Source organism: Streptomyces sp. NPDC127114, assembly GCF_042677525.1.
Lineage (GTDB): Bacteria > Actinomycetota > Actinomycetes > Streptomycetales > Streptomycetaceae > Streptomyces.
Genome location: NZ_JBHXTJ010000002.1, coordinates 133,353 through 159,884 on the forward strand (window position 1 = coordinate 133,353; position 26,532 = coordinate 159,884).

At 73.1% G+C, this 26,532-nt stretch carries 19 protein-coding genes and 1 pseudogene; 8 read left to right on the plus strand and 12 right to left on the minus strand.

All coding sequences use genetic code 11. From position 1 onward, the window contains the following. Positions 1–25 precede the first annotated feature (25 nt). Positions 26–2,116 (plus strand): O-antigen ligase family protein, encoded by a 2,091-nt coding sequence (locus tag ACFVGS_RS02765; protein ID WP_385689709.1) that lies wholly within the window; start codon positions 26–28, stop codon positions 2,114–2,116. After that, positions 2,116–3,066: a glycosyltransferase family 2 protein gene (locus ACFVGS_RS02770; protein ID WP_385689712.1), complete on the plus strand. Its 951-nt coding sequence runs from the start codon at positions 2,116–2,118 to the stop codon at positions 3,064–3,066. The genes ACFVGS_RS02765 and ACFVGS_RS02770 overlap by 1 nt, the downstream gene beginning before the upstream one ends. Here ACFVGS_RS02770 and ACFVGS_RS02775 read toward each other — a convergent pair. The 9 genes from ACFVGS_RS02775 to ACFVGS_RS02815 all read right to left on the minus strand — a co-directional run bounded on the left by ACFVGS_RS02775 (position 3,045) and on the right by ACFVGS_RS02815 (position 12,789). Continuing rightward, positions 3,045–3,836, minus strand: coding sequence for a glycosyltransferase family 2 protein (locus ACFVGS_RS02775; protein ID WP_385689715.1), 792 nt, complete (start codon positions 3,834–3,836; stop codon positions 3,045–3,047). The genes ACFVGS_RS02770 and ACFVGS_RS02775 overlap by 22 nt on opposite strands. Beyond that, the gene (locus ACFVGS_RS02780; RefSeq protein WP_385689717.1) at positions 3,836–4,498 is read right to left on the minus strand and encodes a class I SAM-dependent methyltransferase; all 663 of its coding nucleotides are present in this window, start codon (positions 4,496–4,498) and stop codon (positions 3,836–3,838) included. The genes ACFVGS_RS02775 and ACFVGS_RS02780 overlap by 1 nt, the downstream gene beginning before the upstream one ends. Before the next feature lie 175 nt (positions 4,499–4,673). Then, positions 4,674–5,720: a hypothetical protein gene (locus ACFVGS_RS02785; protein WP_385689720.1), complete on the minus strand. Its 1,047-nt coding sequence runs from the start codon at positions 5,718–5,720 to the stop codon at positions 4,674–4,676. A gap of 1 nt (position 5,721) precedes the next feature. Beyond that, complete coding sequence (locus ACFVGS_RS02790) at positions 5,722–7,290, minus strand: oligosaccharide flippase family protein (RefSeq protein ID WP_385689723.1); 1,569 nt, start codon at positions 7,288–7,290, stop codon at positions 5,722–5,724. A 14-nt stretch (positions 7,291–7,304) separates the two neighbouring features. Then, entirely contained in the window at positions 7,305–8,282 is a 978-nt protein-coding gene (locus ACFVGS_RS02795; protein ID WP_385689726.1) for a chain length determinant protein, read from the minus strand. 112 nt (positions 8,283–8,394) lie between these two features. After that, positions 8,395–9,498 carry a non-hydrolyzing UDP-N-acetylglucosamine 2-epimerase gene (gene wecB / locus ACFVGS_RS02800; RefSeq protein WP_385689728.1) on the minus strand — a complete coding sequence of 368 codons (1,104 nt, stop codon included), beginning with the start codon at positions 9,496–9,498 and terminating at the stop codon, positions 8,395–8,397. 5 nt (positions 9,499–9,503) lie between these two features. Further along, positions 9,504–10,760, minus strand: coding sequence for a nucleotide sugar dehydrogenase (locus tag ACFVGS_RS02805; RefSeq protein ID WP_384409847.1), 1,257 nt, complete (start codon positions 10,758–10,760; stop codon positions 9,504–9,506). Continuing rightward, positions 10,760–11,530 (minus strand): WecB/TagA/CpsF family glycosyltransferase, encoded by a 771-nt coding sequence (locus tag ACFVGS_RS02810; protein ID WP_385689731.1) that lies wholly within the window; start codon positions 11,528–11,530, stop codon positions 10,760–10,762. Before ACFVGS_RS02810 ends, ACFVGS_RS02805 begins: the two co-directional genes overlap by 1 nt. Then, on the minus strand, positions 11,527–12,789 hold the full coding sequence (locus tag ACFVGS_RS02815) for a hypothetical protein (RefSeq protein WP_385689735.1): 1,263 nt from the start codon (positions 12,787–12,789) through the stop codon (positions 11,527–11,529). Before ACFVGS_RS02815 ends, ACFVGS_RS02810 begins: the two co-directional genes overlap by 4 nt. A gap of 610 nt (positions 12,790–13,399) precedes the next feature. Here ACFVGS_RS02815 and ACFVGS_RS02820 point away from each other — a divergent pair. From ACFVGS_RS02820 to ACFVGS_RS02845, 6 genes and pseudogenes are all read left to right on the plus strand, one after another. Continuing rightward, complete coding sequence (locus ACFVGS_RS02820) at positions 13,400–14,707, plus strand: MFS transporter (RefSeq protein WP_385689738.1); 1,308 nt, start codon at positions 13,400–13,402, stop codon at positions 14,705–14,707. Beyond that, positions 14,704–15,756, plus strand: a complete 1,053-nt coding sequence (locus ACFVGS_RS02825) for a TolB family protein (protein WP_385689741.1) — start codon at positions 14,704–14,706, stop codon at positions 15,754–15,756. The genes ACFVGS_RS02820 and ACFVGS_RS02825 overlap by 4 nt, the downstream gene beginning before the upstream one ends. Before the next feature lie 246 nt (positions 15,757–16,002). Continuing rightward, a pseudogene (locus ACFVGS_RS02830) lies at positions 16,003–16,308 on the plus strand (hypothetical protein); the annotation flags it as partial. A 123-nt stretch (positions 16,309–16,431) separates the two neighbouring features. After that, positions 16,432–17,088 (plus strand): hypothetical protein, encoded by a 657-nt coding sequence (locus tag ACFVGS_RS02835; RefSeq protein ID WP_385689744.1) that lies wholly within the window; start codon positions 16,432–16,434, stop codon positions 17,086–17,088. A gap of 2 nt (positions 17,089–17,090) precedes the next feature. Next, positions 17,091–21,869 carry a putative T7SS-secreted protein gene (locus ACFVGS_RS02840; protein WP_385690028.1) on the plus strand — a complete coding sequence of 1,593 codons (4,779 nt, stop codon included), beginning with the start codon at positions 17,091–17,093 and terminating at the stop codon, positions 21,867–21,869. Positions 21,870–21,934: 65 nt separating this feature from the next. Next, positions 21,935–22,699 carry a hypothetical protein gene (locus ACFVGS_RS02845; protein WP_385689747.1) on the plus strand — a complete coding sequence of 255 codons (765 nt, stop codon included), beginning with the start codon at positions 21,935–21,937 and terminating at the stop codon, positions 22,697–22,699. Between the two features lie 248 nt (positions 22,700–22,947). Here the strand turns inward: ACFVGS_RS02845 and ACFVGS_RS02850 are convergent, their stop codons facing one another. The 3 genes from ACFVGS_RS02850 to polX all read right to left on the minus strand — a co-directional run bounded on the left by ACFVGS_RS02850 (position 22,948) and on the right by polX (position 26,442). Further along, entirely contained in the window at positions 22,948–23,883 is a 936-nt protein-coding gene (locus ACFVGS_RS02850) for a MurR/RpiR family transcriptional regulator (RefSeq protein ID WP_385689750.1), read from the minus strand. Positions 23,884–23,972: 89 nt separating this feature from the next. Continuing rightward, positions 23,973–24,455, minus strand: coding sequence for a DedA family protein (locus ACFVGS_RS02855; protein ID WP_384409865.1), 483 nt, complete (start codon positions 24,453–24,455; stop codon positions 23,973–23,975). 244 nt (positions 24,456–24,699) lie between these two features. Further along, complete coding sequence (gene polX / locus ACFVGS_RS02860) at positions 24,700–26,442, minus strand: DNA polymerase/3'-5' exonuclease PolX (RefSeq protein ID WP_384409867.1); 1,743 nt, start codon at positions 26,440–26,442, stop codon at positions 24,700–24,702. Positions 26,443–26,532 lie beyond the last annotated feature (90 nt).

The following is a 26,532-nucleotide window of genomic DNA, read 5'->3' on the forward strand; positions in this document are numbered from 1 at the left end:
ACCGAGGGGAACCGGGGGAGGGTTCGTGAGCATCGCCGAGATCTTCCGCGTGCTGGCCAGGCGTTGGTACGTGATGGTGCCGATGACCCTGCTGAGCGTGCTCGCGGGCGGCTACCTGTACACGACCGTGCCCGTGACGTACGAGTCGCAGAGCCAGCTCGCGCTGCTCAACTCCAGCCGGGTCGCCCGCCCCGCCCCGAGCTACGGCAACACCCTGGCCTACGCGAGCGGTTTGCTGATCGGGACGGCGGACGTGCTGATCCGGGCGCTGCAGTCGGCGGAGACGGTCGAGGTGCTGCGCAGCCACGGTGTCACCGACGAGTACGCGGTCGACTTCGCCGCCCAGGCGGAGGGTCCGCTGCTCACCCTGACCGTCAAGGGCGACGACCGGCGGCGGGTGCTGGAGGAGACCAGGAAGCTCACGGAGTACGCGGCCGAGCAGCTGGAGGCGCTCCAGAAGCAGGCCCGGGTGCCGGACGGCTACTACGTGGAGTCGGCGCGGATCGTGCCGCCGCAGCAGCCGGTCTCGCAGCCCAAGTCCCGTTACCAGAAGGTCGCGGCGGTCGTCGTCCTCGGCGTGACCGGCGGCTTCCTGCTGTCGTTCCTCCTGGAGACCTGGGCGTCGGCGCGGCGCCGCGCCCGGTGCCTGCCGGGGCTCCTGGACACTCCCCCGGTACCCCGGCCCGGCGCGGGGCGGCTGCGCGTCCTGCTGACCCGCCCGCTGGACGCCACCGCCGTGCTCACCGGCTATCTGGCGCTCGCCCTGTTCCTGCCGTCGAACCTGGCGCTGCCGGCGCTGGGCGGCGCGGGGACTCCGGCGAACGTGTTCGCGCTGCTCGGCCTGTTCTGGTACCTGGCGACCTGGTGCGCGGGGCGGATCTCCCCGGCGCCGGGCACCCGCCCGATGCGCCTGGTGATGCTGGTCCTCTCCCTCACGGTCCTCCTGTCGTACATCGCGAACCAGGACCGGATCAGTACGCAGAAGGAGATCCTGGCGGCCGACCGGGGACTGATCGTGCTCCTGGTGTGGGTGGCGCTGGTCGTGCTGACCACGGCCGGGATCCAGGACCGGAAGCGGCTCGACGTGCTGCTGCGCCGGCTGGTGGTGATGGGCTCGGTGGTGGCCGCCCTGGGGCTGTACGACTTCTTCACCGGGACCAACATCGCCGACTCGCTGCGCATCCCGGGCCTCAACTCCAGTGTCGCGAGCGTGGCGGTCCTGGACCGGGGCTCGTTCACCCGGCCGCGCTCGCTGACCGCGCATCCGCTGGAGTTCAGCGGCATGCTGGCGATCCTGCTGCCGTTCGCGATCTGGTACGCCTTCGACCCGGCGCGGGCCGGTCTGAGCAGGTTCCGGCGCTGGGCGCCGGTGGTGCTGCTCGGCGGCGGGCTGCCGCTGACGGTGTCACGCACGTCGATCATCGGGATCGCGGTCGTGGTGCTCGTCATGGTGCCGCGCTGGAAGCCGCAGCGGCGCTGGACGGCGATCGGCATCCTGTTCGCGGCGGTGGCGGTGTTCAAGGTCCTGGTGCCGGGTCTGATCGGAACGATCACCGGGCTGTTCTCCGGCAGCCTCAACAACGCCGACAGCAGCACGCAGGCCCGGACCGTCAAGTACCCGAAGATCTACGAGTACTTCGTGCAGGATCCGGTCTTCGGGCGGGGCTTCGGCACGTTCACGCCGGAGCGCTACTTCTTCACCGACAACCAGTACCTGCTCACCCTCGCCGAGCTGGGTGCCGTGGGCGTCGGCTGTCTGCTGCTCCTGGGGCTCTCCGGGGTGCACAACGGCGGTTCGCTGCGGCGGCTCGCCCGGAGCGAGTCGGACCGGGAGCTGGGGCAGGCGTTCTTCGCCTCGGCGATGGTCGCCCTGGTGATCGGCGCGACCTTCGACACCCTCAGCTTCCCCATGTTCGCGGGCGTGTTCTCCCTGCTCCTGGGCGCGGGCGGGAGCTGTGTCGGCTTCGTACGGCGCGAGGCGACCGGCAAGCCGGTGACCGCCGAACCGTCCTCGTCGCCCCCGGGGCTCCCGGGGCCTGCGCCGGCACCCGCGTCGCCCGGGCCGGCCGTGCCGTCCGCTCGTACACCCGGCTCCTCCCGTCTCCTGGAGATCTGATGCACCGTCAAGGCACTGACGCCGACGCCGGCCGTCCCGTCGCCGTCGTCGTCGTCACCTGGAACAGCGCGGCCGTGCTGCCCGGCTTCCTCGACTCGCTCCCGGCCGGGATGAAAGGGCTGGACTGGCAGCTGGTCGTCGCCGACAACGAGTCCTCCGACGACACCGTCGCCCTGGTCCGCGAGCTGGCCCCCGAGGCCACCGTGGTGGAGACCGGCCGCAACGGCGGCTACGCCTTCGGCGTGAACGCGGCCCTGCGGGCCGCCGCGGCCTGGGAGGACGGCCATGGCGCCGTGCTCGTCTGCAACCCGGACATCCGGATGGCCGAGGGCTGCGCCGCGACGCTGGTCGACGCCCTGGGCGCACCGCTGCCGGACGGCTCCCGGGTCGGGATCTCGGTGCCGCTGCTGCACGAGGAGGACGGCACGCTGATCCACTCGCTGCGCCGTGAGTCCAGTCTGTCCCGGGCGCTGGGCGAGGCGGTGATCGGCAACCGCAGGGCCGGCCGGTTCCCGTCCCTGAGCGAGCTGGTGACCGCCCCGGCCGCCTACCGCGCGCGGACCTGCGCGGACTGGGCCACGGGGGCGCTGATGGCGCTGTCCCGGGAGTGCGTGACGGCCAGCGGGCCGTGGGACGAGTCGTTCTTCCTCTACTCGGAGGAGACCGAGTACTGCCTGCGCGCCCGGGACCTCGGGCTGCGGACCCGGCTCGAACCGGCGGCCCGCGCCACCCATCTGGGCGGCGAGTCGCGGGTCTCGCCGCGCCTGTGGTCGCTGCTCGTGGTCAACCGGGTGCGGCTCTACCGGCGCCGCCACGGCCTGGCGGCCGCGACGGCGTTCCGTGGCGCGGTCCTGCTGCGGGAGCTGTCCCGTGCGGCGCTCGGCCGGCCGCCCGCGCGGGCGGCCGTCACGGCCCTCCTGGGGGCCGCTCAGTCCCGCCAGGAGGTGTAGAAGCTGCCGGGGTTCACCAGGTAGCGGACGGTGGGCCGGGGCAGGTGGACCACCCGGTGAGCGCGGGCGTAGCGGCGGATCAGCTCCCAGTCCTCGCGGGGCAGCACCTCGGGGGTGCGCCGCAGCCGGCTGAAGCGCAGGGCCGGGAATCGGCGGGCGACGAAGGCGTTGGTGTCGAGGAAGGCCTCGTGCGCGGCCCTGCGCCGGTCGAAGGGCACCGACAGGACGTCCATGTCGGTGCCGTCGGGCCGTACCCGGCGCAGCGCCGTGTAGACGGCGTCGGGCCCTCCGGGGGCCTCCATGGCGGCCAGGGCCTCCTGGAGGTGCTCGGGTTCCCAGAGGTTGTCGTCGTCGAGGAAGGCGACGTAGGCGGATTCGGTGAGCCGGATGCCGACGTTGCGCACCACGCCCGCGACGCCGGTGTTGCGCGCGAGCGACACCGCGAACAGCCGTGGGTCGTTCGGGAGTTCGGGCAGCCCGGCGCCGTCGTCGACGACGATGACGACCTGGTCGCGCACGGTCTGGTCCAGGGCCGAGCCGACGGCCCGCAGCAGCGCCTCGGGCCGCCGGTGGGTGGCGATGACGGTCGCGACGCGGGCGCTGGGCGGCCGCCCGAGCCGCCGTGCGAGCCGGGCCGTCTCGGCGTCCTCGACCCGCCGCAGCCGGCGGGCGGTCGGCGCGAGCAGCACCTTGTTGCGCAGCTCGTAGAGGACGAGCCAGCCGAAGAGCCGCTTCAGGAGCTCCCAGGGGGCTCTGAGGACGCGCCGCATCAGGCCCGGGTGCGGACGGCGGTGAGCGACTTGGTCAGCCCGGCGACCCGCTCGCTGAGGATCACCGACCGCGGGAAGAGGTAGCGCATCTCGGCGCGGGTGAGCAGCTCGATGTTGATGACGGCGTCCATGGCCTCCTCCGGGTTCCCGGGGCGGCTGTGGGTCAGCGGCCAGTGGCGGACGAGCTTCGCCTGGGCGGCGAGCGGCAGGAACTGGAAGCCCGGGGCCAGGAAGTGCGGTTCGACCGGGAAGTAGCGGTACGGGGTCTGTACCCAGTGCAGCGGGGCCAGCTTCTCGATGGCCGTGACGAAGCGGCGCCGCTGGCTCGGTCCGCCGACGTGTTCGATGGTGGAGTTGGAGACCACCAGGTCGAACTGACCGAGGGAGTCGGGGATGTTGGGGTCGGTGACGTCGGCGATCTCCGCGCTGATCCAGTCCGGCAGCTCGGCGGGGTGCGCCTCCAGGTTCACCAGGTGCACGTGCCGGGGCCGGAGCGGGGAGCGCAGCCAGTTGTCCGCGGTGCCGCCGAGGTCCACCACCCGCATCTCCGTGATGGCCGGGAAGCAGGAGCGGAAGCGCTCCCAGCGGGCCGCGCGGAATCGTTCGCCGAGCGAGTCGGGCGCGTCGACGAAACGGTTGCGGAGGGCACGGATGCCGGACATCGCATCAACCACCTGGGGTTCGGAAAGGCGGGGTGGGAACGCGGTCAACCGTAGTGCGCGATGAGGGGATTTATCAGGCGGATGCCCGGAACGCGGCCTCGCACTTTCCGTTCTGCCGGCCTGGCGCTTTCCGGGCCGTCCGCCTCTCCCTTTCCTGGTCGCCGGCCTCGTGTCCTCAGGGCTGCGGCGCGGGTTCGACCGGGGTGCCGTCCGCCATCCGGTTGCCCCGCCACACGTTGCCCTTCCCGGCCGGGTTCCAGTAGGCGACGGCACCGTACTTGCCGCCTGCCGGGTAGTACTGCGGCGAGATGACGTTGTCGGTGACCTCGATGCCCGCGGAGTCCTTGCCGCCCGCGTAGAGGGTGTACGCGCCGCCGGCCAGCCAGTTGTCGTCGACGACGGTGTGGGTGACGGGCGCGCTGTCGGCGAAGAGCCCGATCGCGGCGGAGGCGCCCTTCTCGACGGGTGTCGGGTTGAGCAGCGTGTTGTGACGGATGGTCAGCTTGCCCTTGCCGCCGCCGTTGCTGATCACGGCGTTGGTGTGCTGCCACTCGCCGTCCAGGTTCTTGAACGGCTGGATGTCGTGGACGTAGTTGTCGTGGATGTTCCCCTGCCCCATGGAGAGGGCGTCGCCGAACACGGAGATGTCGCAATGGGCGATCTCGATCGAGCTGGTGCTCATGTTGGAGACGGCGTAGTCCGAGCCGCCGTTGTTCGGGCCCTTGCCGGGGACGGCGGTGATGGTGGTGTGCAGGACGCGCAGACCGGAGAAGCCCGGGCGCAGGTTGATGCCCCACCAGTTGGTAGAGGTGATCCTGCTGTCGATGACGGTGACGTTGTTGGCGTAGATGTCGAGGGAGCCGGTGATGTCCCAGCCGCGGATGACGGTGCCGTCGGTGCGGATGGCCGCGTTGCCGGTGCTCTGCGGCGTCAGGGTGGCGGTCCGCGGACCGGTGGTGGTCTCGTCGGGATAGCCGCAGTCACGGGGCCGGGCGCAGCCCCTGGGCGCGGGCGGCTTGCCGTCGGCGGTGCCGGGTCCGGGCCGTCTGGAGGCCTCGGCGCCGGGCTCGGTGATGGCCCGGGAGTCGCACAGCGCCGCACCGCCCAGGCAGAGCGCCTGCTGGCCGAGCCCGGTGAAGGTGAACAGGGCGAACAGCAGGACTGCGGCGAGCAGCGCCGCGCCGAGGGCCTTGCGGCGGCGGGGTCGGGCCAGGGAACTCACCTCATCGTTCACGGGCCGGGGCGGCCGGCCGCTGCTGTGCCGGTACGGACGGGACGGCGCCCGCCTCGTCCGCGGAGGGCGCGGCCTGCGCCGCGGGTGCGTCGGCGCCCCGGCCCGGGCGGCGCCGGGCCAGTGCCCCGCGCACCAGTGTGCGGGCGGGCAGCGCGCACACGGCGTAACACGCGAGTCCGATGACACTCGTGGCGCACAGGGCGAGGATTCCCTCGCCGAGGCGCTGCCGCAGGACCACGAGGACCACGGCCATGACCAGGCCGCCGAGTACCGGACGGACGCCGACCCGGGCGAGCGCCCGGGTGGCGACGCCGCCGCGCCGCAGGGCCACCAGGAAGGCGGGCAGGACGACCGCGCCGGCGACGACCACATGGCCGGCGGCGACGGTCTCGATGCCTCCGGCGCGTGCGGCGACGACCAGGACCGGCACGAGGGCGACCAGCCAGAGCCCCTGGATGAGCAGCAGCGAGCGGCGCCTGCCGACGGCGACCAGGCAGTCGTACGTGAGCTCGGCGGCGATCCTCGCCACGCCGAGGGCCATCAGCCAGGGCAGCGCCTCGGCGGCGGGCCGCCACTTCGCGCCGTAGACGAGCTCGATCAGCGGCCCGGCGAGCGCGCCGAGCAGCACGCAGGCGGGCACCGTCGCGGTCATCAGGACGCCGAGGGCGCGGGCGAAGCCGTCGGAAAGGGCCTTCGGCGAGTCGGCGAGCCGGGAGAAGCCCGCGAAGGACACGCGGCGGGCGGTCTCGGAGATGACCCGGACGGGCCACCCGGCCATGTTGAAGGCCAGCATGTAGTAGCCGAGGGCGACATGGCCGAGGACCGCGCCGACGATCATCGCGTCGGCGTTGACCACGGCGAGGGACAGCATGCTCGCGCCGGCCAGCGGGAGGCCGAACCGGAGCAGCGCCCTGGCCTGCTCGCCGTCCCAGCCGAACCGCAGCATGCCGGGGGCGGCGAGCGCGCAGCCGGCCAGGGCGACCACGTTGCCGGCGACGGCGCCGCAGGCGAAGCTCATGGCGCCCCAGCCCTGGAGGGCGAGCACCAGCGTCACGGAGGTGCTGACGACGAAGTTGAGGGCGTCGATGACCATCCGGCGGCCCTGGCGGAACTCCCGGGTGAGCACGCCCGCGGGCACCTGGGAGAGGCCGTCCAGGATGAGGCAGAGGCACATCACCCGCAGCACGGCGGTCGCCTCGGGGGCGCCGAGCAGCGCGGCGACGGCGGGCGCGGCGGCGAACAGCGACAGATAGAGCAGGCTGCTGGACAGGGCGCCGAGGGTCAGCACGGTCGGCGCGAACCGGCGGACGTCGCCCTCCCAGCGCACGACGGCGAGGGTGACGCCGAGCTCGTTCGCGGACAGCAGCACCATGAGGACCGTCTGTGCGACTCCGTACACACCCCAGGCCGCCGGGTCGAGCACGTAACGCACCAGGACGATGCCGGTGGCGAAGTTGCCGAGCCGCATCACCATGGTGTTGACGAGGCTCCAGCGGGTCGCGGAGCGGACCTTGGTGCCGAGGGCCGTCTGATCGGCCTCGGCGGTGTCGTTGCCCATCGGCTGACCGCCCGTCACTTGACCCAGGACGGCGGTCGCTTGGCGGGGCGGCGCTCGGCGACGGGCAGGACGGGAAGCTGGACGGTGGGCTGGTCGGGCTGCTGCGGGCGGTCGCCGTCGGCGTCGGCGGACTCGTCGGAGCGTCGCGGGGCGGGGTCGGTGTGGGGTTCGGTGTGCGCGTCGGTGCCGGAGAGCACGCCGTCCCGGAGGTCACCGCCCAGGTCGAGCCGCGCGGCCGGGCGGACCGGTCCCGGCCGCTCGGGCCGCTCGGGCCGGTTCTCCGCGGCCTCGGCGGGCGCGGCGGCTCCGGTGGCCTCGGCGGGTGCGCTCTCAGGGCGGCCGCCTTCGGCGCTCGCCTGCTCGGTCTCCGGCCGCTGGCGGTGCCTGGCCTGCTTCGCGCCGCGGCGGCGGGCCTCTGCGAAGAAGGTCGCCACCAGGCTGAGCACGAGGCCGAGGCCGGCGGCCATGACGAGGTACTGGACCTTCGACTTGAGCTTGGCCTGGGGGTCCTGCGGCGGGACGATCGTGGTGATCCTGATCATGGCGTCGCGGGCCACCGACTGGTCGGCCTGGAGCTCCTCGAGCCGTTCGGCGGTGAAGGCCATCAGCGTCTTGTTCCCCTTCAGGACCGCGTCCGGCTCCTCACCGGTCACGGTGAGCCACAGCAGCGGTCCCTGCGCGTTGTCCGCGATCTTGGCCTCGTACTTCAGGTCGAGGCCGCGCGATTTCAGTTCCGTCTTCGACGCGTCGGAGTTGACGTTGCGGGCGAGGCTGTCGGCCATGCCCGTCAGCGAGGGCTCCATGCTGAGGAAGGGATTGCCGTCCGCCTCCGTGCCCTTGCGGGAGTTCAGCATGGCGACGGTGCTCTGGGACTCGTACGAGACGGGCACGAGCAGCCAGGCCCCCACCGTCAGACCCGCGGTGAGCAGCAGCCCGGGCACCAGGACGTACCACCGCCGGCACATGACCCGGAAGATCTCTGCGAGGTCCATGGCATTCCCCCTTGCGCGCCCCGATCGGCGGCTGCTCAACTGCCGTACCGCAGATGAGAATAGGTGGGATCGCGACAAGGTGTGAGCCCTTCGCGATCACCACGTGTGCGGCTCAGCGGTGGTCGGTCGGCCTGGGACGGCCGCCCGCGGTGCCCCCTTCCAGCAGGACCCGGGCGATCCGTTCGCCGGCGCGCCCGTCCCACAGCTCGGGGCGGCGGGGCGGCGGTGGCGTGGCGAGCAGCCCGACGGCGGTGGCGACGATCCGCTCGGGATCGCGGCCGGCCAGGACGTTGGTGCCCTGCTCGACGGTGATCGGGCGCTCGGTGTTGTCCCGGAGCGTCACGCACGGTACGCCGAGGGCGGTGGTCTCCTCCTGGACGCCGCCCGAGTCGGTGAGCACGATCCGGGCGCCCGCCTGCAGGGCGATGAAGTCCAGGTAGCCGGCGGGCGGGACGAGCCGGATGCCGCCGGGGACGCCGACCGCGTCGATCCGCTCGGCGGCCCTCGGGTGCACGGGCAGGACGAGCGGGCAGTGCGCGGCGACCTCGCCGAGCCCCTTGAGGAGTCCGGCGAGGATCTCGGGGTCGTCGACGTTGGCGGGCCGGTGCAGGGTGACGAGCCCGTACTCCCCTGGTCGCAGGCCGAGTTCGGCCAGGGAGCGGGACTCCTTCGCCCGTTCCAGGTTGGCGAAGAGGGTGTCGATCATGACGTTGCCGACGACGTGGACCTGGTCGTCGTGGTAGCCCTCGGCGCGCAGGTTCTCCGCGGCGTCCTCGGACGGGGCGAGCAGGTAGTCGCTGATCCGGTCGGTGGCGACCCGGTTGACCTCCTCGGGCATGGACCAGTCACGGCTGCGCAGCCCCGCCTCGACGTGGGCGAGCAGCGGGCCCGCCTTGGCGGTGACGAGGGCGCAGGCGAGGGTGGAGTTGACGTCGCCGACCACCACGACGAGGTCGGGGGCGAGTTCGGCGACGAGCGGTTCGAAGGCGGCCATCACCCGGCCGGTCTGGGTGGCGTGGCTGCCGGAGCCGACGCCGAGGAAGTGGTCGGGCGGGCGCAGACCGAGGTCCCGGAAGAAGACGTCGTTCATGGCCGGGTCGTAGTGCTGGCCGGTGTGGACGAGGACGGTCTCGGCGCCCCGTGCCTCCAGGGCGTCCATCACCGGCTTGATCTTCATGTAGTTGGGTCGCGCGCCCGCGACGCAGATGATCCGCATGGGGGTCAGAGCACCTCGATCCTGGGACCGCTCAGCCGGCGCCGGCAGTCGAGTACGTAGTCGGCGTGGGCCTCGACGAGCCCGTAGTCGAAGGCGTCGTGGTCGGTGATGAGCACCACCGCGTCGGCGGCGGCCAGCTCCTTCTGGGTGAGTTCGACCCGGACCAGCCGGTTGTCGACCCGCTGGCCCTCGACCACGTGCGGGTCGGCGGCGCGGACCTCGGCGCCCATGTCGAGGAGGAGCTGGGAGATGCGCAGCGCGGGCGACTCGCGGGCGTCGCCGGTGTTCTTCTTGTAGGCGAGGCCGAGCAGCAGGATGCGGGAGCCGTTGACGGCGCGCTTGCGGGTGTTGAAGGCGTTGACCAGGCGCCGGGTGACGTAGTCGGGCATGTGGTTGTTGATGTCGTTGGCGAGCTCGACGAAGCGGAAGCTCTGGCCGAGTTCGCGCTGGACCCGCCACGAGAGGTAGGAGGGGTCGATCGGCAGGCAGTGCCCGCCGACGCCGGGGCCCGGCGTGAAGCGCATGAAGCCGAAGGGCTTGCTGGAGGCGGCGTCGATGGCCTGCCACACGTCGATGTCGAGGTGGCGGGCGAACATCGCTATCTCGTTGACGAGGGCGATGTTGACGTGCCGGAAGGTGTTCTCGAGGAGCTTGGCGAGCTCGGCCTCCTTCGGCGAGCCGACGGGCACGGTGGTGTCCACCAGGCCGTCGTAGAAGTCCTGGACGGCCTTGAGCGAGGCGGCGTTCACGCCGGAGACGACCTTCGGGGTCTGCTCGAAGCCCCACACCGGGTTGCCGGGGTCGATCCGCTCGGGGCTGTAGCCGAGGTGGAAGTCGGATCCGGCGACGAGCCCGGAGCCCTCTTCCAGGAGCGGGCCGAACAGCTCCTGGGTGGTGCCCGGGTATGTGGTCGACTCCAGGATCACGGTCGCGCCGGGGCGCAGATAGCGGGCCAGGGCGCGGGCCGACTCCTCGATGTAGCGCAGGTCGGGCGTGCCCTCGTGCAGCGGGGTGGGCACGGTGACGACGGCGACGTCGAAGCCGCCGCAGTCGCGCACGGAGTCGCTCGCCCGGTAGCTCCCGGCCTCCAGGGCGGCGCGGATGCGCTCCGAGGAGACGTCCTCGACGTACGACTCGCCCGCGGCGAGGCTCTTGACCCGCTCGGTGTCCACGTCGTACCCGATGACCTCGTGTCCGGTCTCGGCAGCCCGGATGGCGAGGGGCAGTCCGACGTATCCCTGTCCGACGACGACGACGCGCATCACGACTCCCTGCTCGCGGTGCTGATGGAAGGTGTACGGCGGAGCAGCTCCCGTCCCGTCATGAGGGCGAAGGAGACGTTGGTGGTGAGGTAGCGGCGGCCGAGGCGGCGCGGCTCCTGAAGGGTGCGGTAGAGCCATTCGAGGCCGAGCCGCTGCCAGCGCTCGGGGGCGCGGCGGGTGATGCCGGCGAGGATGTCGAAGGAGCCGCCGACGCCGTGGACGAGCGCGACCTTGCTGCGTTCGCCGTAACCGGCGGTGAAGATCTCCTTCTTGGGCGAGGTCATGCCGAGGAACAGCATGTCGGCGCCGCTCTCGGCGATGGCGTCGGCGACGGCGGGCTGTTCGCCGTCGTCGAAGTAGCCGTTGCGGCTGCCGGCGACGCGCAGGCCGGGGAAGCGGACGGCGACCCGGCGGAGCATCTGCTCGAGGACGTCCTGCCGGGCGCCCAGGAAGTAGACGGAGAGCCCTTCGCGTTCCGCCTCGGCGAGCAGCCGCATGAACAGGTCGATGCCGGCGACGCGTTCGGGCAGCGGGCGGCGCAGCAGCCTGCCGGCCCACACGACGGCCTGGCCGTCGGCGAGGACGAGGTCGCAGCCGGAGACGGCCCGGGCGAGGGCGGGGTCGCGGCGCATGTTGACCAGCTTGGCGGCGTTGACGACGCCGATCTCCAGGCGCTCGCCGGCGCGGACGGCGGCGAGGCAGCGGGCCACGGTCTGGTCCATGGTGAGGGCGTCGAGCGTGACGCCGAAGAGGTTCTGCCGCGCGGTCATCTCACCTCACCGGCCTCACGGGCACCGTCGGCCGAACGGATGCCGGCGGCTTCACGGGCGCCGTCGGCCTCACGGGTTCCGCCCGTGCCGGCCGTGCCGCCGGTGGTGCCGGCGTCGCCGATCGAGCCGAGCCAGGCGAAGAGCATCCAGCCGAACTCGTACGGCCGGCACTCGCGGTCCACCGCCGTGGGGCGGAACACCGCGTCGAGCGGCCCGAGCCGCAGCCCGGGCACGAACCGGGTGCTCAGCCCGCGGGCGGCGCGTACCGCCTTCTTCGGGTCGCCGCGGTGGACCTTGCGCCAGGTCACGCCGAGCTCGTCGAGGATCATCGGCTCGACGGCGCCCGCGCGGGCGAGTTCGGGCACCTCGGTCATCCAGCGCAGGCCGCGGCGGATCGGCTCGGCGAAGTCGGTGCCGCCCGCCTCGGCGAGGTCCAGCAGTGCGGTGGGGGCCATGGCGTGCTGGTGCACGCTGTAGACCGGGTAGCCCTCGACGACGGTGCCGCGCCGGGCGTCGTAGTGCCACCACCACTGGCCGCCGTCGCCCTGGAGGGCGCAGATGCGGGTGGCGCAGGCGTCGGCGGCGGCCAGCGCCTCCGGGTCGTCGCCGCTCGCGTGGGCGCGGGCGAGGGCCTGCAGGGGGTAGGTCTGGTCGGCGAAGCAGCCGATGTGCGCGCGGTACCAGGGGGTGAGTCCCGGCCCGGTGGCGTGCGGGAAGAGCGGGCTTGCGCCGATGCGGGCGCGCAGGAGGCGGTCGCGGGCGGCGGCGAGCCGCTGCTCCACGTCGAGGGTGGGCCGGGCGGCGGCGAGCGCGGACAGCACCCAGGCGGCCTCGACGGTGTACTGGGGCCTGCCGGGCACGTCGAGGACGGCGACCCGGTCGAGGGCGTCCGAGAGCTTGGGGTGACCGGTCTCGGCGGCGGCCCAGGCGACGAGCGCGGCGTCGCCGAGGTTGCGCACGCCGGGCAGCCGCTCGACGAGGAGGCCGGTGAACTCCTCGGCGGTGTGTCCGCCGAGGACCGCGCGCTGCCGGTCGGCGGGCAGGAAGCGGGCGCCGAGCGCGGTGATCGCCGCGTAGCGGATGCTGGTGCCGCGCTGTTCCAGGGCCCAGGAGCCGTCGCCCGCGGGGCGCCCGGCGCGGGTGAAGACGAAGCCGGTGCCGTCCGGCGTGAGCATGCGCGGCAGCCCCCGCTCGGCCACGGCGAGCAGCCGGGTGGCGAGGTCGTGGAGCGGTCGGTCCGCTCGGGCGAGCGCCGTCATCCGTGAACTGCGTGGAATGTCGGGTGTGTTGGCAGGACGAACTGACACACCCACCCCCCTCGGGTCGGTACCGGACCAGAGCGGCTGGTCCGGATCGGCTACTGAACGGCCCGCCGTCGGCGGGTCGTTGTGATGCGTGCTGGTGAAGCGGGTGTCCGGCGACGGGACGCCGGTCGGCGCGGGGACGACATCACGGCGGGCCGAGGGGCACTCCTCAGAACCCCTGGGCGCGGCCGTGCCCGCGCGACGGCGCTACTGCCCGGTGGATTCCCGGTCCCCGGGCGCGTCGACGCGCGATCGGACCCGGTACCGACGGTCCCGGGCATGGTGAGCATGCCGATGAAGGCAGTCGGCGTCGAAGCGACGGCGCTTCGGCCTCCTGCCGGTGGAATCCCCCACGAACACCCCCTGGGCACAGCGGTCGACAGCTCGAACGTTGTGCTCAACTCGCAGCGTACAACGGGAAGATAGGCGCACAACACGGTGACGATGAGGCCTTTCGCGGAATTGGTGGCAAGCGGTCGCGAAGCCGCCCCGATCCTGCCGTTCCGCCGGGTGCCGGCGGTTACAGTGGGCGCGCGTCCACCCGCTCGACGAGGCTGGAGTTCCCGTGTACCTGGCCGACCGCTCCACCCCGCAGGGGACGACCGACGCGCCGGACCGCCTCCGCGGCACGGTCCGCGCGGTCTCCCCGACCGTCCTGGCGCTCGGCACGGTCAGCCTGGTCACCGACGTCTCGAGCGAGATGGTCACCGCCGTCCTGCCGCTGTACCTGGTGATGGGGCTGGGTCTCAGCCCGCTGGGCTTCGGCGTGCTCGACGGCCTGCAGAACGGGGTGAGCGCCCTCGTCCAGCTCACCGGCGGCCACCTCGCCGACCGGGTGCGCAACCACAAGCTGGTGGCGGGGATCGGTTACGGCCTGTCGGCGCTGTGCAAGCCGCTGCTGCTCGTCGGACACCTCGGCGCGCTGGGCGCCGCGCTCGCCCTCGACCGTACGGGCAAGGGGCTGCGCACCGCTCCCCGCGACGCCCTGATCTCGCTCTCGACACCGCCGGACCGGCAGGGCAGGGCCTTCGGCGTGCACCGGGCGATGGACACCACGGGGGCGCTGCTCGGTCCGGTCCTCGCGTTCCTCATCCTCGGGGTGGCAGCGGGCGGTTACGACGCGGTGTTCGCGGTCAGCGGGTGCGTGGCCGCGCTCGGGGTGCTGGTGCTGCTGCTCTTCGTACCGGGCGGGAAGCGTGCGCCGGCCCCGGCGGGCGGCACGCCGGACGTGCCGGCGTCGCGGGCGGGGACGGAACGGCCGGCTCCGGAGCCGAGGACGGATCTGCGGGCGGCGTTCGGGCTGCTGCGGACCCGGCGGCTGCGGGTGCTGTTCGGCTGCGCGGTGCTGCTCGGGCTGACCACCGTCAGCGACGCCTTCCTCTATCTGCTGGTGCAGCGCCGCACCGGGATCGACGAACAGCTCTTCCCGCTGCTCCCGTTGGGCACCGCCTCGGTGTTCCTGCTGCTCGCGCTGCCGTTGGGGCGGCTCGCCGACCGGGTGGGCCGGCGCACGGTGTTCCTCGCCGGGCACGGTGGGCTGCTGCTGGCGTACGGCCTGCTGCTGTGGGCGCCCGCGACGCCCGCCCTGCCGTACGTGGTCCTGGTGCTGCACGGCGCCTTCTACGCCGCGACCGACGGCGTGCTCCCGGCCGCGGTGGCCGCGGTGGTGCCCGAGCGGCTGCGCGCCAGCGGCATCGCCCTGGTCGGCACCGGTCAGGCGCTGGCCCGCTTCTGCTGTTCCCTGGCCTTCGGCGCCGCGTGGGCCGCGTGGGGCGACGGCCCCGCCCTGGCCGCGGCGGCGGCCGGCCTCGCCTGCTGCGCGGCGGCCTGCGGCGTCGCCCTGCGCCCCTCGCCCACAGGAGTCCCGCGATGACGCTCACCCCGCTGCGCCGCCTGCTGATCCTCGCCGTCGGGGTGCTGCTCCTCGGGGGCGTCGGTGCCTGGTCCGTGCTCTCCGCCGCCGACCGGGCGGCGCAGGAGAACAAGCCCCGGCCGGGCGGTCCGGCGTTCGCGGCCGGGAAGGTGGGTCTGGACGAGCCGGGCCGGCTGGTCTTCCGCAACACGGCGGCCGGGCCGCACCGCGACCGGCTGGTCTCCGTCCCGGCCGACGGACGGGACGGCGGCCCGGCAGGCGCCGTGCGCACCGTGTCGGACGTCGGCTGCCTGCGCTTCCACTCCTCCGCGGGCACCGGCGTGTGTCTGCGGTCGACGACGGTCCTGGGCCGGCCCGCCTACGAGGCCCGGATCCTCGACTCCGGGCTGCGCACCGTGCGGACGTACCCGCTGGCCGGGATCCCGAGCCGGGCCCGGGTCTCCCCCAGCGGCAGGCTGGCCGCCTGGACGGTGTTCGTGAAGGGCGAGTCGTACGGCACGGCCTTCTTCTCCACCCGCACCGCGATCCTCGACACCCGCGGCTGGGAACTCGCCGCGAACCTCGAGGAGTTCGGGATCACCCTGGACGGCCGTCCGTACCGCAGCAAGGACGTCAACTTCTGGGGCGTCACCTTCGCCGCCGACGACGACACCTTCTACGCGACCCTGGCGACCGGCGACGAGACCTACCTGGTCCGCGGCTCCGTCGCGAAGCGCACGGTCACCACGCTGACCCGCAACGTCGAGTGCCCGTCGCTCTCTCCGGACGGCACCCGCGTCGCGTACAAGAAGCGGGTGATGGGCAGGACCGCCCTGTGGCGGGAGCACGTCCTCGACCTGCGCACCCTGAAGTCCACGCCGCTCGCGGAACGCCGCAGCGTGGACGACCAGGCCGTCTGGCTCGACGACGACACCCTCGCCTACGCCCTGCCCGCCGACACCCGCGCCGGCTCGGAGGACGTGTGGACCGTTCCCGCCGACGGCACGGGCACGCCCGAGGTCCTGCTGGAGGACGGCCAGGCGCCGCCGGCGCCCGCCCGGACCCGCTGAGCGACCTGCTGAACGACGGCTCGTGACCGGCTGCGTGACCGGGCCGGGCAGCCCCACCCGCGCAAACGACACACGAGCAAACCTTCACGAGAACCACCTGCCCGCCTGCCGCGTCCTGCTCTACGGTGCCTTCAAGCCACCGATCACCAGGGAGGGGTCGTGCATCAGCCAGGGGCGGCGGCGCTCGCGGAGCGCATCGCCGAACGGAGAAGGGGTGGCGACGACCCTCGCGCGCTGGTCGGCGAGATGCGCCGCTCGGTCCTGCTCGTGCCGGTGGCCGACGGCGGTCTCTGGTCGGTGCGGGCCGGCGGCGTGCGGTGGATCTGCGGGTTCACCGACGAGACCGCGCTGGCCCGGTTCGCCCTGCGGCACGGGCCGGGCGACCGGGCCATGGACTACGCGGCGCTCCTCGGGGCACGGATCGTCGACGAGATCGTGCCGTCCCTGGGCGAACCCGCGGGACTCGCGGTCGACATCGCCACCGAGGACGGCTCGATGTTCTTCCCGCCGGTCGTCGGCATCGTCCCTGACGCGGTCGCCGTGGACGCCGGCGGACGGACGGTCGACGGACCCGCGCGCGACGGATCCACGGTCGGCGGATGCGCGGTCGACCGGCGGACGGTCGACGGATCCCTGGCCGGGCGGAGGCCCGGCCGGTGACGGAGGGGGACGGTCATGAGCGGTGACGGCGCGGACCTTCAGCTCGACAAGGCCTCGGTCGCCAGGTTCACCCAGGGCGTCGGCGCGACCATCGACCAGCTCGGCGACCTCGGCGGCGCCACCGGCTCGGTCATGGGCAAGGGCTTCTCGGAGCTCGCCATGACCGGCATGGAGGCCGGGCACCACGGCCTCTCGGTGGACTTCGAGGACTTCTGCGAGCGCTGGGAGTGGGGCGTGCGCGCCCTCGTCCGGGACGCGAGCCAGCTGGCCAACCGGCTCGGCCTGGCGGCGGGCACCCAGTGGGAACACGACCAGTACATCGCGGGGGCGCTCAAGGTGGGTGCCAACTCGATCATGGGCGGCAATCCGCACGCGAGCGAGGAGGACATCGCCAAGCAGGACTGGGGCGAGATCTTCACGCCGGACTACCTGGACCCGGACTGGAGTCCCGAGTCCTTCGAGAAGGCCGGCCAGGAGATGGCGCAGACCTGGAAGGACACCGGACGCACGGTGATGACGGAGGGCCAGGGCGGCCGGCAGTCGCGGATCCTCAACGAGCTCCTCGGCGTGTCCGACGACCAGTGGAACCAGGCGCTCGACGACACGTTCGGCCCGTCGCCGGAGGAGCGCGCGAAGCAGCAGGAGCGGCAGGCCGGGTCCGGAGGTGAATGACGGTGGGGATCGGCGACTTCATCAGTGACATCACGCCGGACGCGGTCGAGGACGCGGTCGAGGACGGCGTCGAGTGGGTCGGCAACCGCGTCGAGGACGCGGGCAACTGGACCGCGGACCGGCTGGAGGACGTCGGCTGGGAGTCGGGCGCGGACTGGGTGCGCGAGCAGTCCCGCTCGGTCGCCAACCGGCTCGGCGCCGAGGTCGACGAGATGGACCTCGGACAGACCGAGGACAAGACCAAGCTGATCTACGGCAGCCCCGGCAAGATCAACGCCACCGCGGACCGGCTCCGCGCCTTCCAGCTGTCCTTCGACGACACCGGCGACGGCCTGAAGGGCCTGGACTCCGCCCAGCTGAAGGGCGAGACCGCCGAGGCGCTGCGGAAGGCCGTGAGCACCCAGCCGCCCAAGTGGTGGGCCGCCGCCGACGCCTGCTCGAAGGCCATCGGCGCGCTCGACCGGTTCGCCGACACCGTCACGTGGGCGCAGGGCGAGGCCCAGACGGCCATCGACAAGTGGAAGCAGGGCGTCAAGGCCTCCGAGGACGCCGCCGACGCCCACCGGAAGAAGGTCGACGACTACAACAGCGCCGTCGACCGCTACAACGCCCAGCCCGCCGACAAGCGCGACCCCTCCTCGCTGCCTCCGAAGCCCGCCGCGACCTTCGACGACCCCGGCAAGAAGCTGATGAAGGAGGCGCAGGACATCCTCGCCGAAGCGCGCCGGCAGCGGAACTCCGCCGCCGAGACCGCGCGTTCGGCGATCCGCGCCGCCCGGGACATGGCGCCGCAGAAGCCCTCGTACGCCGAGCAGGTGCGCGACGGCTACGAAGAGATGCAGATCATGGGCGACCACGTCGGCGGCGGCCTGATCAAGGGCACGGCCGGCATCCTGAACTTCGTCCGCTCGGTCAACCCGATGGATCCGTACAACCTGACGCATCCGGCGGAGTACGCGACCTCGCTCAACAGCCTGGCCGCCGGTCTGGTGGTCGCCGTGAACGACCCGGTCGGCACCGGCACCCAGATGGTCAAGGACTTCATGAAGGACCCGGCCGAGGGGTTCGGCCGGCTGATCCCGGACATCGCGCTGACGGTCGCCACCGGTGGCGGCGGAGCCGCCGCGAAGGGCGTGCGGATCGCGGAGGAGGCGGCGGACGCGGCGCGGGTGCGCAAGCTCGTCGACGACAGCCCGGACGGCACCCACGACCGCGGCGACCACGAGCGCGTCCACGACGGCACGGACCCGGTGGACCTGGCCACGGGCCGGATGTACCTGCCGTACACCGATGCCGAGATCCCGGGCATCCTGCCGCTGCTGTTCACCCGGCGCACCGAGTCAGGCCTGGCCACCGGCCGTTTCCTGGGGCGCGCCTGGTCGTCCACCGTCGACGAGCGCCTCGAGGTCGACGCCGTCGGCGTCGTCCACGTCACCGCCGACGGGCTCCTGATCACCTACCCGCATCCGGTGCCCGGCGCCCCCACGCGCTCCCGCTCAGGCCGGGGCCGGACCCTGCTCGCCAGGGACGCGGACGGCGACTACGCGCTGACCGATCCCGACGCGGGCGTGGTGCGCCACTTCGCCGCCCCGCGCGGCGCGGAGCCCGGCGGCGACGGCACCGCCTGGCTGTCCGGGCTCTCCGAACGCAACGGGCACACGGTCACCGTGGAGCGCGCCGAGGACGGTCTGCCCCTGGCCCTGGTCCACTCGGCCGGACACGCCCTGCGGCTGGCCACGGCCGACGGCCGGGTCACCGGCCTGACCCTGACCGGCCCTGGCGCGGACGGCACGGACGGCGCGGCCGTTCCGCTGATGTCGTACGGCTACGAGGGCGGCGAACTGACCACGGTGACGCGGCCGTCGGGTGCCGTCACCAGCTTCGCGTACGACGAGCGGCACCGGGTCGTCGCCTGGACCGACTCCAACGGCCACCGCTACGACTACGTCTACGACGACCGGGACCGGGTGGTCGCCGAGGGCGGCGAGGCCGGGCATGTCCAGATCACCCTGGCGTACGGCGAACCGGACGCCGCGACCGGCCACCGGACGACGCTCCTGACGACCGCCGACGGGCGGGTCACCCGGCATCTGATCGGTCCGGGCTGCCGGATCGCGGCCACCACGGACGCCCTCGGCCACACGACGCGGTACCGCCACGACGCCGACGGCAACCTGCTCTCCCGTACCGACCCGCTCGGCCACACCACCGGCTTCGGGTACGACGCGGAGGGCCGGATGGTCTCGGCCGTCCGCGCCGACGGATCCGAACTCCGTGTGATGCGCGGCCCGTTCGGGCTTCCGGTCGAGGTCGTGGGACCGGACGGAGCCCGTACGGCGTACGCGTACGACGAGCGCGGCAACCGTACGGCGGTCACCGACCCGGCCGGGAACACGACCCGTTCCGCCTACGACGAGGCGGGCCGGCTCACCTCGGTCACCGACGCCCTCGGGAACACGACCCGGGTGGTGTGCGACGCGGCGGGACGGACCGTCGAGGTGACCGACCCGACCGGCGCCACCACGCGCACGGAACGCGACGGCCTGGGCCGGCCGGTCCGGGTCACCGACCCCTCGGGCCGGGTCACCGTGCTGGAGTGGAGCGCCGACGGGCACCTCGCCCGCCGCACCGGTCCCGGCGGCGCCACGGAGGCGTGGACGTACGACGGCGAGGGCAACTGCCTGACGCACACCGACGCCTCGGGCGGTGTCACCCGCTACGAGTACACCCACTTCGACCTGCCGCTGGCCACCACCCGCCCCGACGGCACCCGCCACACCTTCGAGCACGACCGGGACCTGCGGCTCACCCGGGTCACCAACGCCCAGGGCCTGAGCTGGAGCTACCGCTACGACGCGGTCGGCAACATCGTCTCCGAGACCGACTTCGACGGGCGTGAGCTGACCTATCGCGTGGACGCCGAGGGCCGGATCGCCGAGCGGACCGACGCGCTCGGCGGGAGGATCGCCTTCGAACGGGACGAGCTCGGGCAGGTGATCCGCAAGGACGTCGACGGCCGGGTGACGAGCTACGCGTACGACCGGGCGGGCCGGCTCCTGGAGGCGGTGGGCCCGGACGGCGAGCTGCGCTACCAGTACGACCGCCGCGGCAGGGTCAAGACCGAGTCGGTGGACGGCCGGCCGATGGTCTACCGCTACGACGAGCTCGGCCGGCGCGTCCGGCGCACCACCCCGACCGGCCACGTCACCTCGTACGCCTACGCCGACGACGGTCTTCCGACGCGGCTGACCACGGGCGGCCGGGAGATCGGCTTCCGCCACGACGCCGAGGGACGCGAACTCGCCCGGGTCTTCGGGGAGTCGCTGACACTGACCTCGTCCTGGGACGAGGCCGGCCGGCTCGCCGCCCAGCACGTCACCGCCGGATCCCGGACGGTGCTCGGCCGCGCGTACGGCTATCGCGCCGACGGCCGGCTGGTCTCGGTCGCCGACCGGCTCTCCGGCACCCGCACCTACGACCTCGACCCGCTGGGGCGGGTCACGGCCGTCCACGCCCAGGGCTGGACCGAGCGGTACGCGTACGACGCGGCCGGCAACCAGACCTCGGCGTCCTGGCCGGACCGGCACCCGGGCGGCGAGGCCGTCGGCGAGCGCGCCTACTCCGGCACCCGGATCACCCGCGCCGGCGGGGTCCGCTTCGAGCACGACGCGCTCGGGCGGATCGTGCTGCGGCAGAAGACCCGGCTGTCCCGCAGGCCCGACACCTGGCGCTACGCGTGGGACACCGAGAACCGCCTCACCTCCGTCACCACGCCCGACGGCACCCGGTGGCGCTACCGCTACGACCCGCTGGGCCGCCGCACCGCGAAGCAGCGCCTGGCGGCGGACGGCGAGGGCGTGGTCGAGGAGGTCCGGTTCACCTGGGACGGCCTCACCCTGTGCGAGCAGACCAGCCACCGGCCAGAGGACCCGCACACGGTCGCCCTGACCTGGGACCACCGGGACGTCGTGCCGCTGACACAGACCGAGCGGATCCTCACGGCCGACAGCCGGCAGGAGGAGATCGACCGGCGCTTCTTCGCCATCGCCACCGACCTCGTCGGCACGCCGACCGAGCTGATCGACGAGTCGGGCGCCGTCGCCTGGCACACCCGCAGCACGCTCTGGGGCACCACGGCCTGGGCCCGGGACAGCAGCGCGTACACCCCGCTGCGCTTCCCCGGCCAGTACTACGACCCCGAGACCGGTCTCCACCACAACCACTTCCGGCACTACGACCCCGAGACCGGCCGCTACGCCTCCCCCGACCCGCTGGGCCTGGCGCCCGCGCCGAACCCCGTCGCCTACGTCGACAACCCGGCCACCGGGTGCGACCCGCTGGGCCTCGCGCCCAAGTGCCCTGAGGAGAAGGCCAGGCAGCGGGCGGTCAAGGCGGCCGACAACGTCATCGACCGGGCGGCCGACGGCCGCTTCCGGAAGCATCCGGACTACCACGGCGACACGATGCACGGCTTCAGCGACGAGCGGGTCCTGGAGATCCTGAAGAACCCGGACGCCGTCTACCGGTCGACGGGCGGCGCCGGGAACCTCATCTTCCGCCAGGGCGACGACGTGGTCGTGACCAAGGGCGTCGGCTCGGAGGCGGGCCAGGCCATCACCGCGTACGGTCCGTCCGGTGTCCTGGGCGAATCGGGGGCGACGGCGGTCGGCAACGGGGCCAAGGCCACGGACGCCGGCCGGCCGATCACCCACGAGGACATCGTGGAGGGCAGGATTCCGGGCAAGAACGGCTTCATGCCGCCCGCGGTGCAGATCAAGTAGGACACCGGGCAGGGCGGCGAGTGAGGCGGCACGTGAGGCAGCGGACGGACGAGGTGGGTACGGGCATGAGGGTGACGCTGGGCGACGACGGCTGGACGGCGACGGTGACGGACACCCCGCTGGCCCTCGCGCCCCGGTTCGAAGGCGGGTCGGTCCAGGTCGGCCCGGCCGTGGGCAAGGCGGAGCGGGAGCGGTTCGGCACGGAGACGTTCGGCAGCGGGGCGTGGCTGTGGGACACGCCCGACGAGGTCCGCTTCGAGCCCGCGGGGCGGCGGCTGGCGGCAGTCGGGTTCCAGCTTCCGCCGGAGTCCGCCTCGGCCGAGGACGCGGCCCGTGTCCCGGAGACGCCCGAGGTACGCCCCGGGGGCCTCGTCGCGGACGAGGCCCGGGACTTCCGCCTGGAGACGTGCGCGGTGCTGTGCCGGGCGCCGGGGGACGCCGTCCTGACCGGGCTGCGTGACCTCGACGTGCTCGACGAGCCCCTGGAGGCGCGGATCGGCATCGCCCCGGACGTGGCGCTCCTGGTGCAGCACGGCGCCGTGGTCGGCTGGAGCCTGTCGGATCCCGTCCGTCATGTGACGCCGTGGTTCGGCGCGCCCGACGACGAGCCGCCGGCAGCCGCCACCCGGCGCCTGTTCACGGCGTGCCTGGACCTGATCACCGACCCGGTGCTCGATCTGGTCATGGACGGCGACCCGGCCGCGCTGGCCCTCTTGCGCGCCACCGACGAAGCACTGAGGACCCAGCGCGAGGACCGGCGGCGTGCGGAGGCGCTGCGGGAGCTCCTGGCCACCCTGGTCGAGGACTACGGGTCCGGACCGGCGGAGTGAGGTGTGGCGGCTCCGGCCCAGGGGTTGACCGGAGCCGCCACAGTGCCGACCGCGCGAGGCGCGGTCCGCGCCGTTGAAACACGAGGGCCGTCTGAGGAGGAGGGGGCAGCCCTGCAGTGTTTGTTCGGGCCCGTGGGGGCGCCTTCAGTAAATATACTTTCTGAAGAGAAAGCAAGAGAATGAAAATTTTCATGCAGCTCGCGGGCGTGAAAACGCTCTCCGCGCCCCGCTCTCCCGCTTCCTCCTGACTACTCGTCCAGGAAGAAGGCGTGCTGTTCCGCGGCCTGCTCGTACTTCTCCAGCCGCAGCTGCGTCCGCTCCGGGTCCGCGTCCGCCATGGCCTGGAGAATGGCCGAGGAGAGCACCCCGGGCGCCGCGTACGAGTCGAAGACCAGCCGGGATCCGGTGCCCGCGGTGAACACCACGTCGGCCTCGTCGACGAGCGGCCCGAGCGCCAGGTCGGTGATCAGCGCGACGCGCAGGCCCGCGCCGCGGGCGGCCCTGAGGGCGGCCAGGGTCTCCTTGGCGTGCCGGGGCATCGCGAAGGCCAGCACCCACGTCCCGCCCGCCTCACGCGCCTGGAGCAGGGTGTCGTAGGCGACGCTGCCGCCGCGCGTCACCACCCGGACGTCCGGGTGGATGCGCCGCGCGGCGTACGCGAAGTACTCGGCGAGGGAGACCGAGATCCGCAGGCCGAGCACGGTCAGCGGCACGGACCGGGCCAGTTCGCGGCCGACGTGGAGGATCCGGTCGGGGTCGGCGAACACCCGCCGCAGGGACATCAGGTTCTCGATCTCGGCGTCGACGGCCGCCTGGATCTCGTTGTGGAGCCGTCCCTCGCGGTCGTCCGCGGCCCCGGCGACCGCGCTGAGCGCGATGGGCTGCAGGGCCTCCCGGAGCGCGGGATAGCCGCTGAACCCCAACGACGCGGCGAATCGGGTCACGGACGGCTGGCTGACGCCCACCCGCTCCGCGAGCTCGGTGATCGACAGGAACGCGGCCTCGGTGAGGTGGTCGGTCAGGAACTGGGCGATCCGCCGCTGGGCGGGAGACAGCCGGTGGCCGCCGAAGAGCTCCCGCATCCGCTCGGCGGGAGAAGCGGCAGAAGCCGTCTCCGCCTCCTCCGACCGCCTGCCCGGCGTGATCGCGGCTGCCTGCGCACGCGCCTGCTGGCCAGATGACACGGGGTGCCTCCCTCTCGACTCGCTGCTGCCCAAGATAGTTCAGGGGGCGGGGCATCCCGGCCGTGCTGCGCCACGCGGCGAGGGTGGGCTCAGGACTCCTCGGCCGCGGTGTCGCGGGGCGACTCGGCGGCCCTCCTCCTGCGGTGGACCACCACGCCGCACACCGCGAGGAGGAGGGCGGCGACCGCGGCCACCCCGAGTGCCGTCCGCTCGGCGAACAGCCTTCCCAGCACTTCGAGCGCGCCCAGGCCGGCGGTCGCGTAGAGCAGCGCCCAGGCCGCTCCGCCGAGGAACAGCGCGGGGAGGTAGCGGGTCAGGGGCATGCGCATGCTGCCCGCGAGGAAATTGGCGGCGGTCTGGAAGCCGACGGTCAGGAAGGAGACGGCCACCACGGGCGCGCCCCACCGCTGGATCGCCCGCTCGGCGCGCCGGAACCTGGCCGAGGAGATCCGCCCGGCGAACCTGCTGCGCCGGGCGCCGGCCGCGGCGAGCCACCCGACGGCGAACGTGCCTCCGGCCCGGAGCAGAACGATCACATACAGAGCGGCGGCGGTGAGCAGGACCTTATCCACGATGCCTCGCCCGATCTCCGTCTCTCGCCTGTGATCCGCCTCTGCCCGTGCGGTCTCCCGCCTTTCCAGCGCGGCGGCACCGTCATCCGGCAGGGGCACCGAGCCGGGCCCGCCCGGCGCAGCCAGGTTAACCGAACGCGCGTGCGCCGGGCACACGGCGCCCGGCGCGGCAGAGGCCGTTCCGTGATCGGTGCGGGACGCCCCGTCGGCCGCGCCGGACGTGGGGGAAGCGGCGGGCAGCGCTTCAGGTGCCTGTCCGGTGCGGGCCCTTCTTCGCCAGGAACCGGCGCAGCCTCGTCAGCGGCCAGGTGTTGATGACGTCGTCCGTGGTCAGCCAGCCGCGCTGGGCCATGGCCACGCCGTAGCGCATGTACGGCAGGTGCGTGGTGGAGTGCGCGTCCGAGTCCACGGCGAACTTCACGCCGTACCGCTTCGCCCGCAGGATGTCCTCGTCGCGCAGGTCGAGCCGCTCGGGATGCGCGTTGATCTCCAGGGCGGTGCCCGTTCGGGCGCAGGCCGCGAAGACCTCGTCGAAGTCGGCGTCGATGCCCGGGCGTTTGCCGATCCGACGGGTCGTGGGATGGCCGATGACGGCCACGTGCGGGTTCTCGCAGGCGCGGACGAGACGGCGGGTGAGTTCGCTCCTGCTCTGGGTGAAGTGCGAGTGGACCGAGGCCACGCAGATGTCGAAGTCCGCGAGGAACGCGTCGGGCCAGTCCAGGGAGCCGTCCGGGCCGATGTTGAGTTCCGTGCCGTGCAGCAGCCGCATCCCGTGGTGCGCCCCGTCGAGTGCCCGGACCCGCGCGCGCTGGGCGAGGATCTTCTCGTCGGTCATGCGCTGCATGTACAGGTTCGGGGCGTGGTCGGTGACGGCGTAGTAGGCGTAGCCGCGGGCGGCCGCCGCGGCGATCATGTCCTCCAGCGGGGCCAGGCCGTCGGTGAGGTCGGTGTGGGTGTGCAGGTCGCCCCGGACGTCCTTCTCCGTCACGAGTTCGGGGAGTTCGCCGCGCAGCCCGGCCGCGATCTCGCCGCGGTCCTCACGCAGCGTCGGCGGGATCCAGGGCAGTCCGAGCCTCTCGTAGACCGCTTCTTCCGTCTCGGAGGCGAGGGTCTCGCCGCTCTCGGCGTCGAAGAGCCCGTACTCGGACAGCTTGAGGCCGTGGCGCACCGCGATCTCGCGCGTGCGGATGTTGTGCGCCTTGGAGCCGGTGAAGTACTGCAGTCCCGCACCCCAGGACGCCGGGGGAAGGACCCGCAGGTCCACCTGGAGGCCGGTGTCGGTCCGTACGGAGGTCTTCTTCGCCCCGTGCGCGATCACCTCGGCGGTGTGCGGAAGGGCGGCGAGGGCGTCCATGAACGGGGCCGACCGGCGCGCCGCCACCAGGATGTCGATGTCGCCGATGGTCTCCTTCATGCGGCGCAGGGATCCCGCGTACGTGCACCGGACGCAGCCGCGGAGGTCCGACAGCTCCGCGACGAGCTGCTCGGCGACGTCCAGGGCGGCGCTGACGAGGATCCGGCCCTCGCCTGCCTTCTGCAGGGCGGAGATGCCGCGCAGGATGTTCTCCTCGGTCCGCTGCCCGAAGCCCTTCAGGTCGCGCAGCCGTTCCCGGCGGATGGCGTCGACCAGCTGGTCGACGGTGGTGACGCCCAGGTCCTCGTACAGGACCATGGCCTTGCGGGGCCCGAGACCCGGGATGGTGATCAGCTCGCGCACTCCGGCCGGCACGGACGTCCGGGCCTCCTCGACGACGGACATGCGACCGGTCCGCAGGTATTCGAGGATCTTGTCGGCGACGGACTTCCCCACGTTCGGGATCTCGCGCAGTCCCTTCGCGTCCAGGGTCGAGACGTCCTGCGGATGGCCGCCGACAGCACGTGCGGCCTTCTCGTAGGCACGCGCCTTGAAGGCCTCCCCTCCCCGGATCGCGATCAGGTCGGCGTACTCCTGGAGCAGCGCCTCGACCTGGTCGTTGACTCGGACCATGTCTCCAGGATCCCTCGCGCGCGGCGCCCGGGCGAGCCCGTCCGGCCGAGCGCCGCCGGACCCGTTCGCCCACCGCGCCGGCGCCCGCGC

What these genes read in the sequence shown, in the direction of transcription:
- ACFVGS_RS02770 (WP_385689712.1), top strand. Translation starts at nt 2,116, where the DNA reads ATGCACCGTCAAGGCACTGACGCCGACGCCGGCCGTCCCGTCGCCGTC.
- ACFVGS_RS02775 (WP_385689715.1), bottom strand. Translation starts at nt 3,836, where the DNA reads ATGCGGCGCGTCCTCAGAGCCCCCTGGGAGCTCCTGAAGCGGCTCTTC.
- ACFVGS_RS02780 (WP_385689717.1), bottom strand. Translation starts at nt 4,498, where the DNA reads ATGTCCGGCATCCGTGCCCTCCGCAACCGTTTCGTCGACGCGCCCGAC.
- ACFVGS_RS02790 (WP_385689723.1), bottom strand. Translation starts at nt 7,290, where the DNA reads ATGGGCAACGACACCGCCGAGGCCGATCAGACGGCCCTCGGCACCAAG.
- ACFVGS_RS02795 (WP_385689726.1), bottom strand. Translation starts at nt 8,282, where the DNA reads ATGGACCTCGCAGAGATCTTCCGGGTCATGTGCCGGCGGTGGTACGTC.
- wecB (WP_385689728.1), bottom strand. Translation starts at nt 9,498, where the DNA reads ATGCGGATCATCTGCGTCGCGGGCGCGCGACCCAACTACATGAAGATC.
- ACFVGS_RS02805 (WP_384409847.1), bottom strand. Translation starts at nt 10,760, where the DNA reads ATGCGCGTCGTCGTCGTCGGACAGGGATACGTCGGACTGCCCCTCGCC.
- ACFVGS_RS02810 (WP_385689731.1), bottom strand. Translation starts at nt 11,530, where the DNA reads ATGACCGCGCGGCAGAACCTCTTCGGCGTCACGCTCGACGCCCTCACC.
- ACFVGS_RS02815 (WP_385689735.1), bottom strand. Translation starts at nt 12,789, where the DNA reads ATGACGGCGCTCGCCCGAGCGGACCGACCGCTCCACGACCTCGCCACC.
- ACFVGS_RS02825 (WP_385689741.1), top strand. Translation starts at nt 14,704, where the DNA reads ATGACGCTCACCCCGCTGCGCCGCCTGCTGATCCTCGCCGTCGGGGTG.
- ACFVGS_RS02835 (WP_385689744.1), top strand. Translation starts at nt 16,432, where the DNA reads ATGAGCGGTGACGGCGCGGACCTTCAGCTCGACAAGGCCTCGGTCGCC.
- ACFVGS_RS02845 (WP_385689747.1), top strand. Translation starts at nt 21,935, where the DNA reads ATGAGGGTGACGCTGGGCGACGACGGCTGGACGGCGACGGTGACGGAC.
- polX (WP_384409867.1), bottom strand. Translation starts at nt 26,442, where the DNA reads ATGGTCCGAGTCAACGACCAGGTCGAGGCGCTGCTCCAGGAGTACGCC.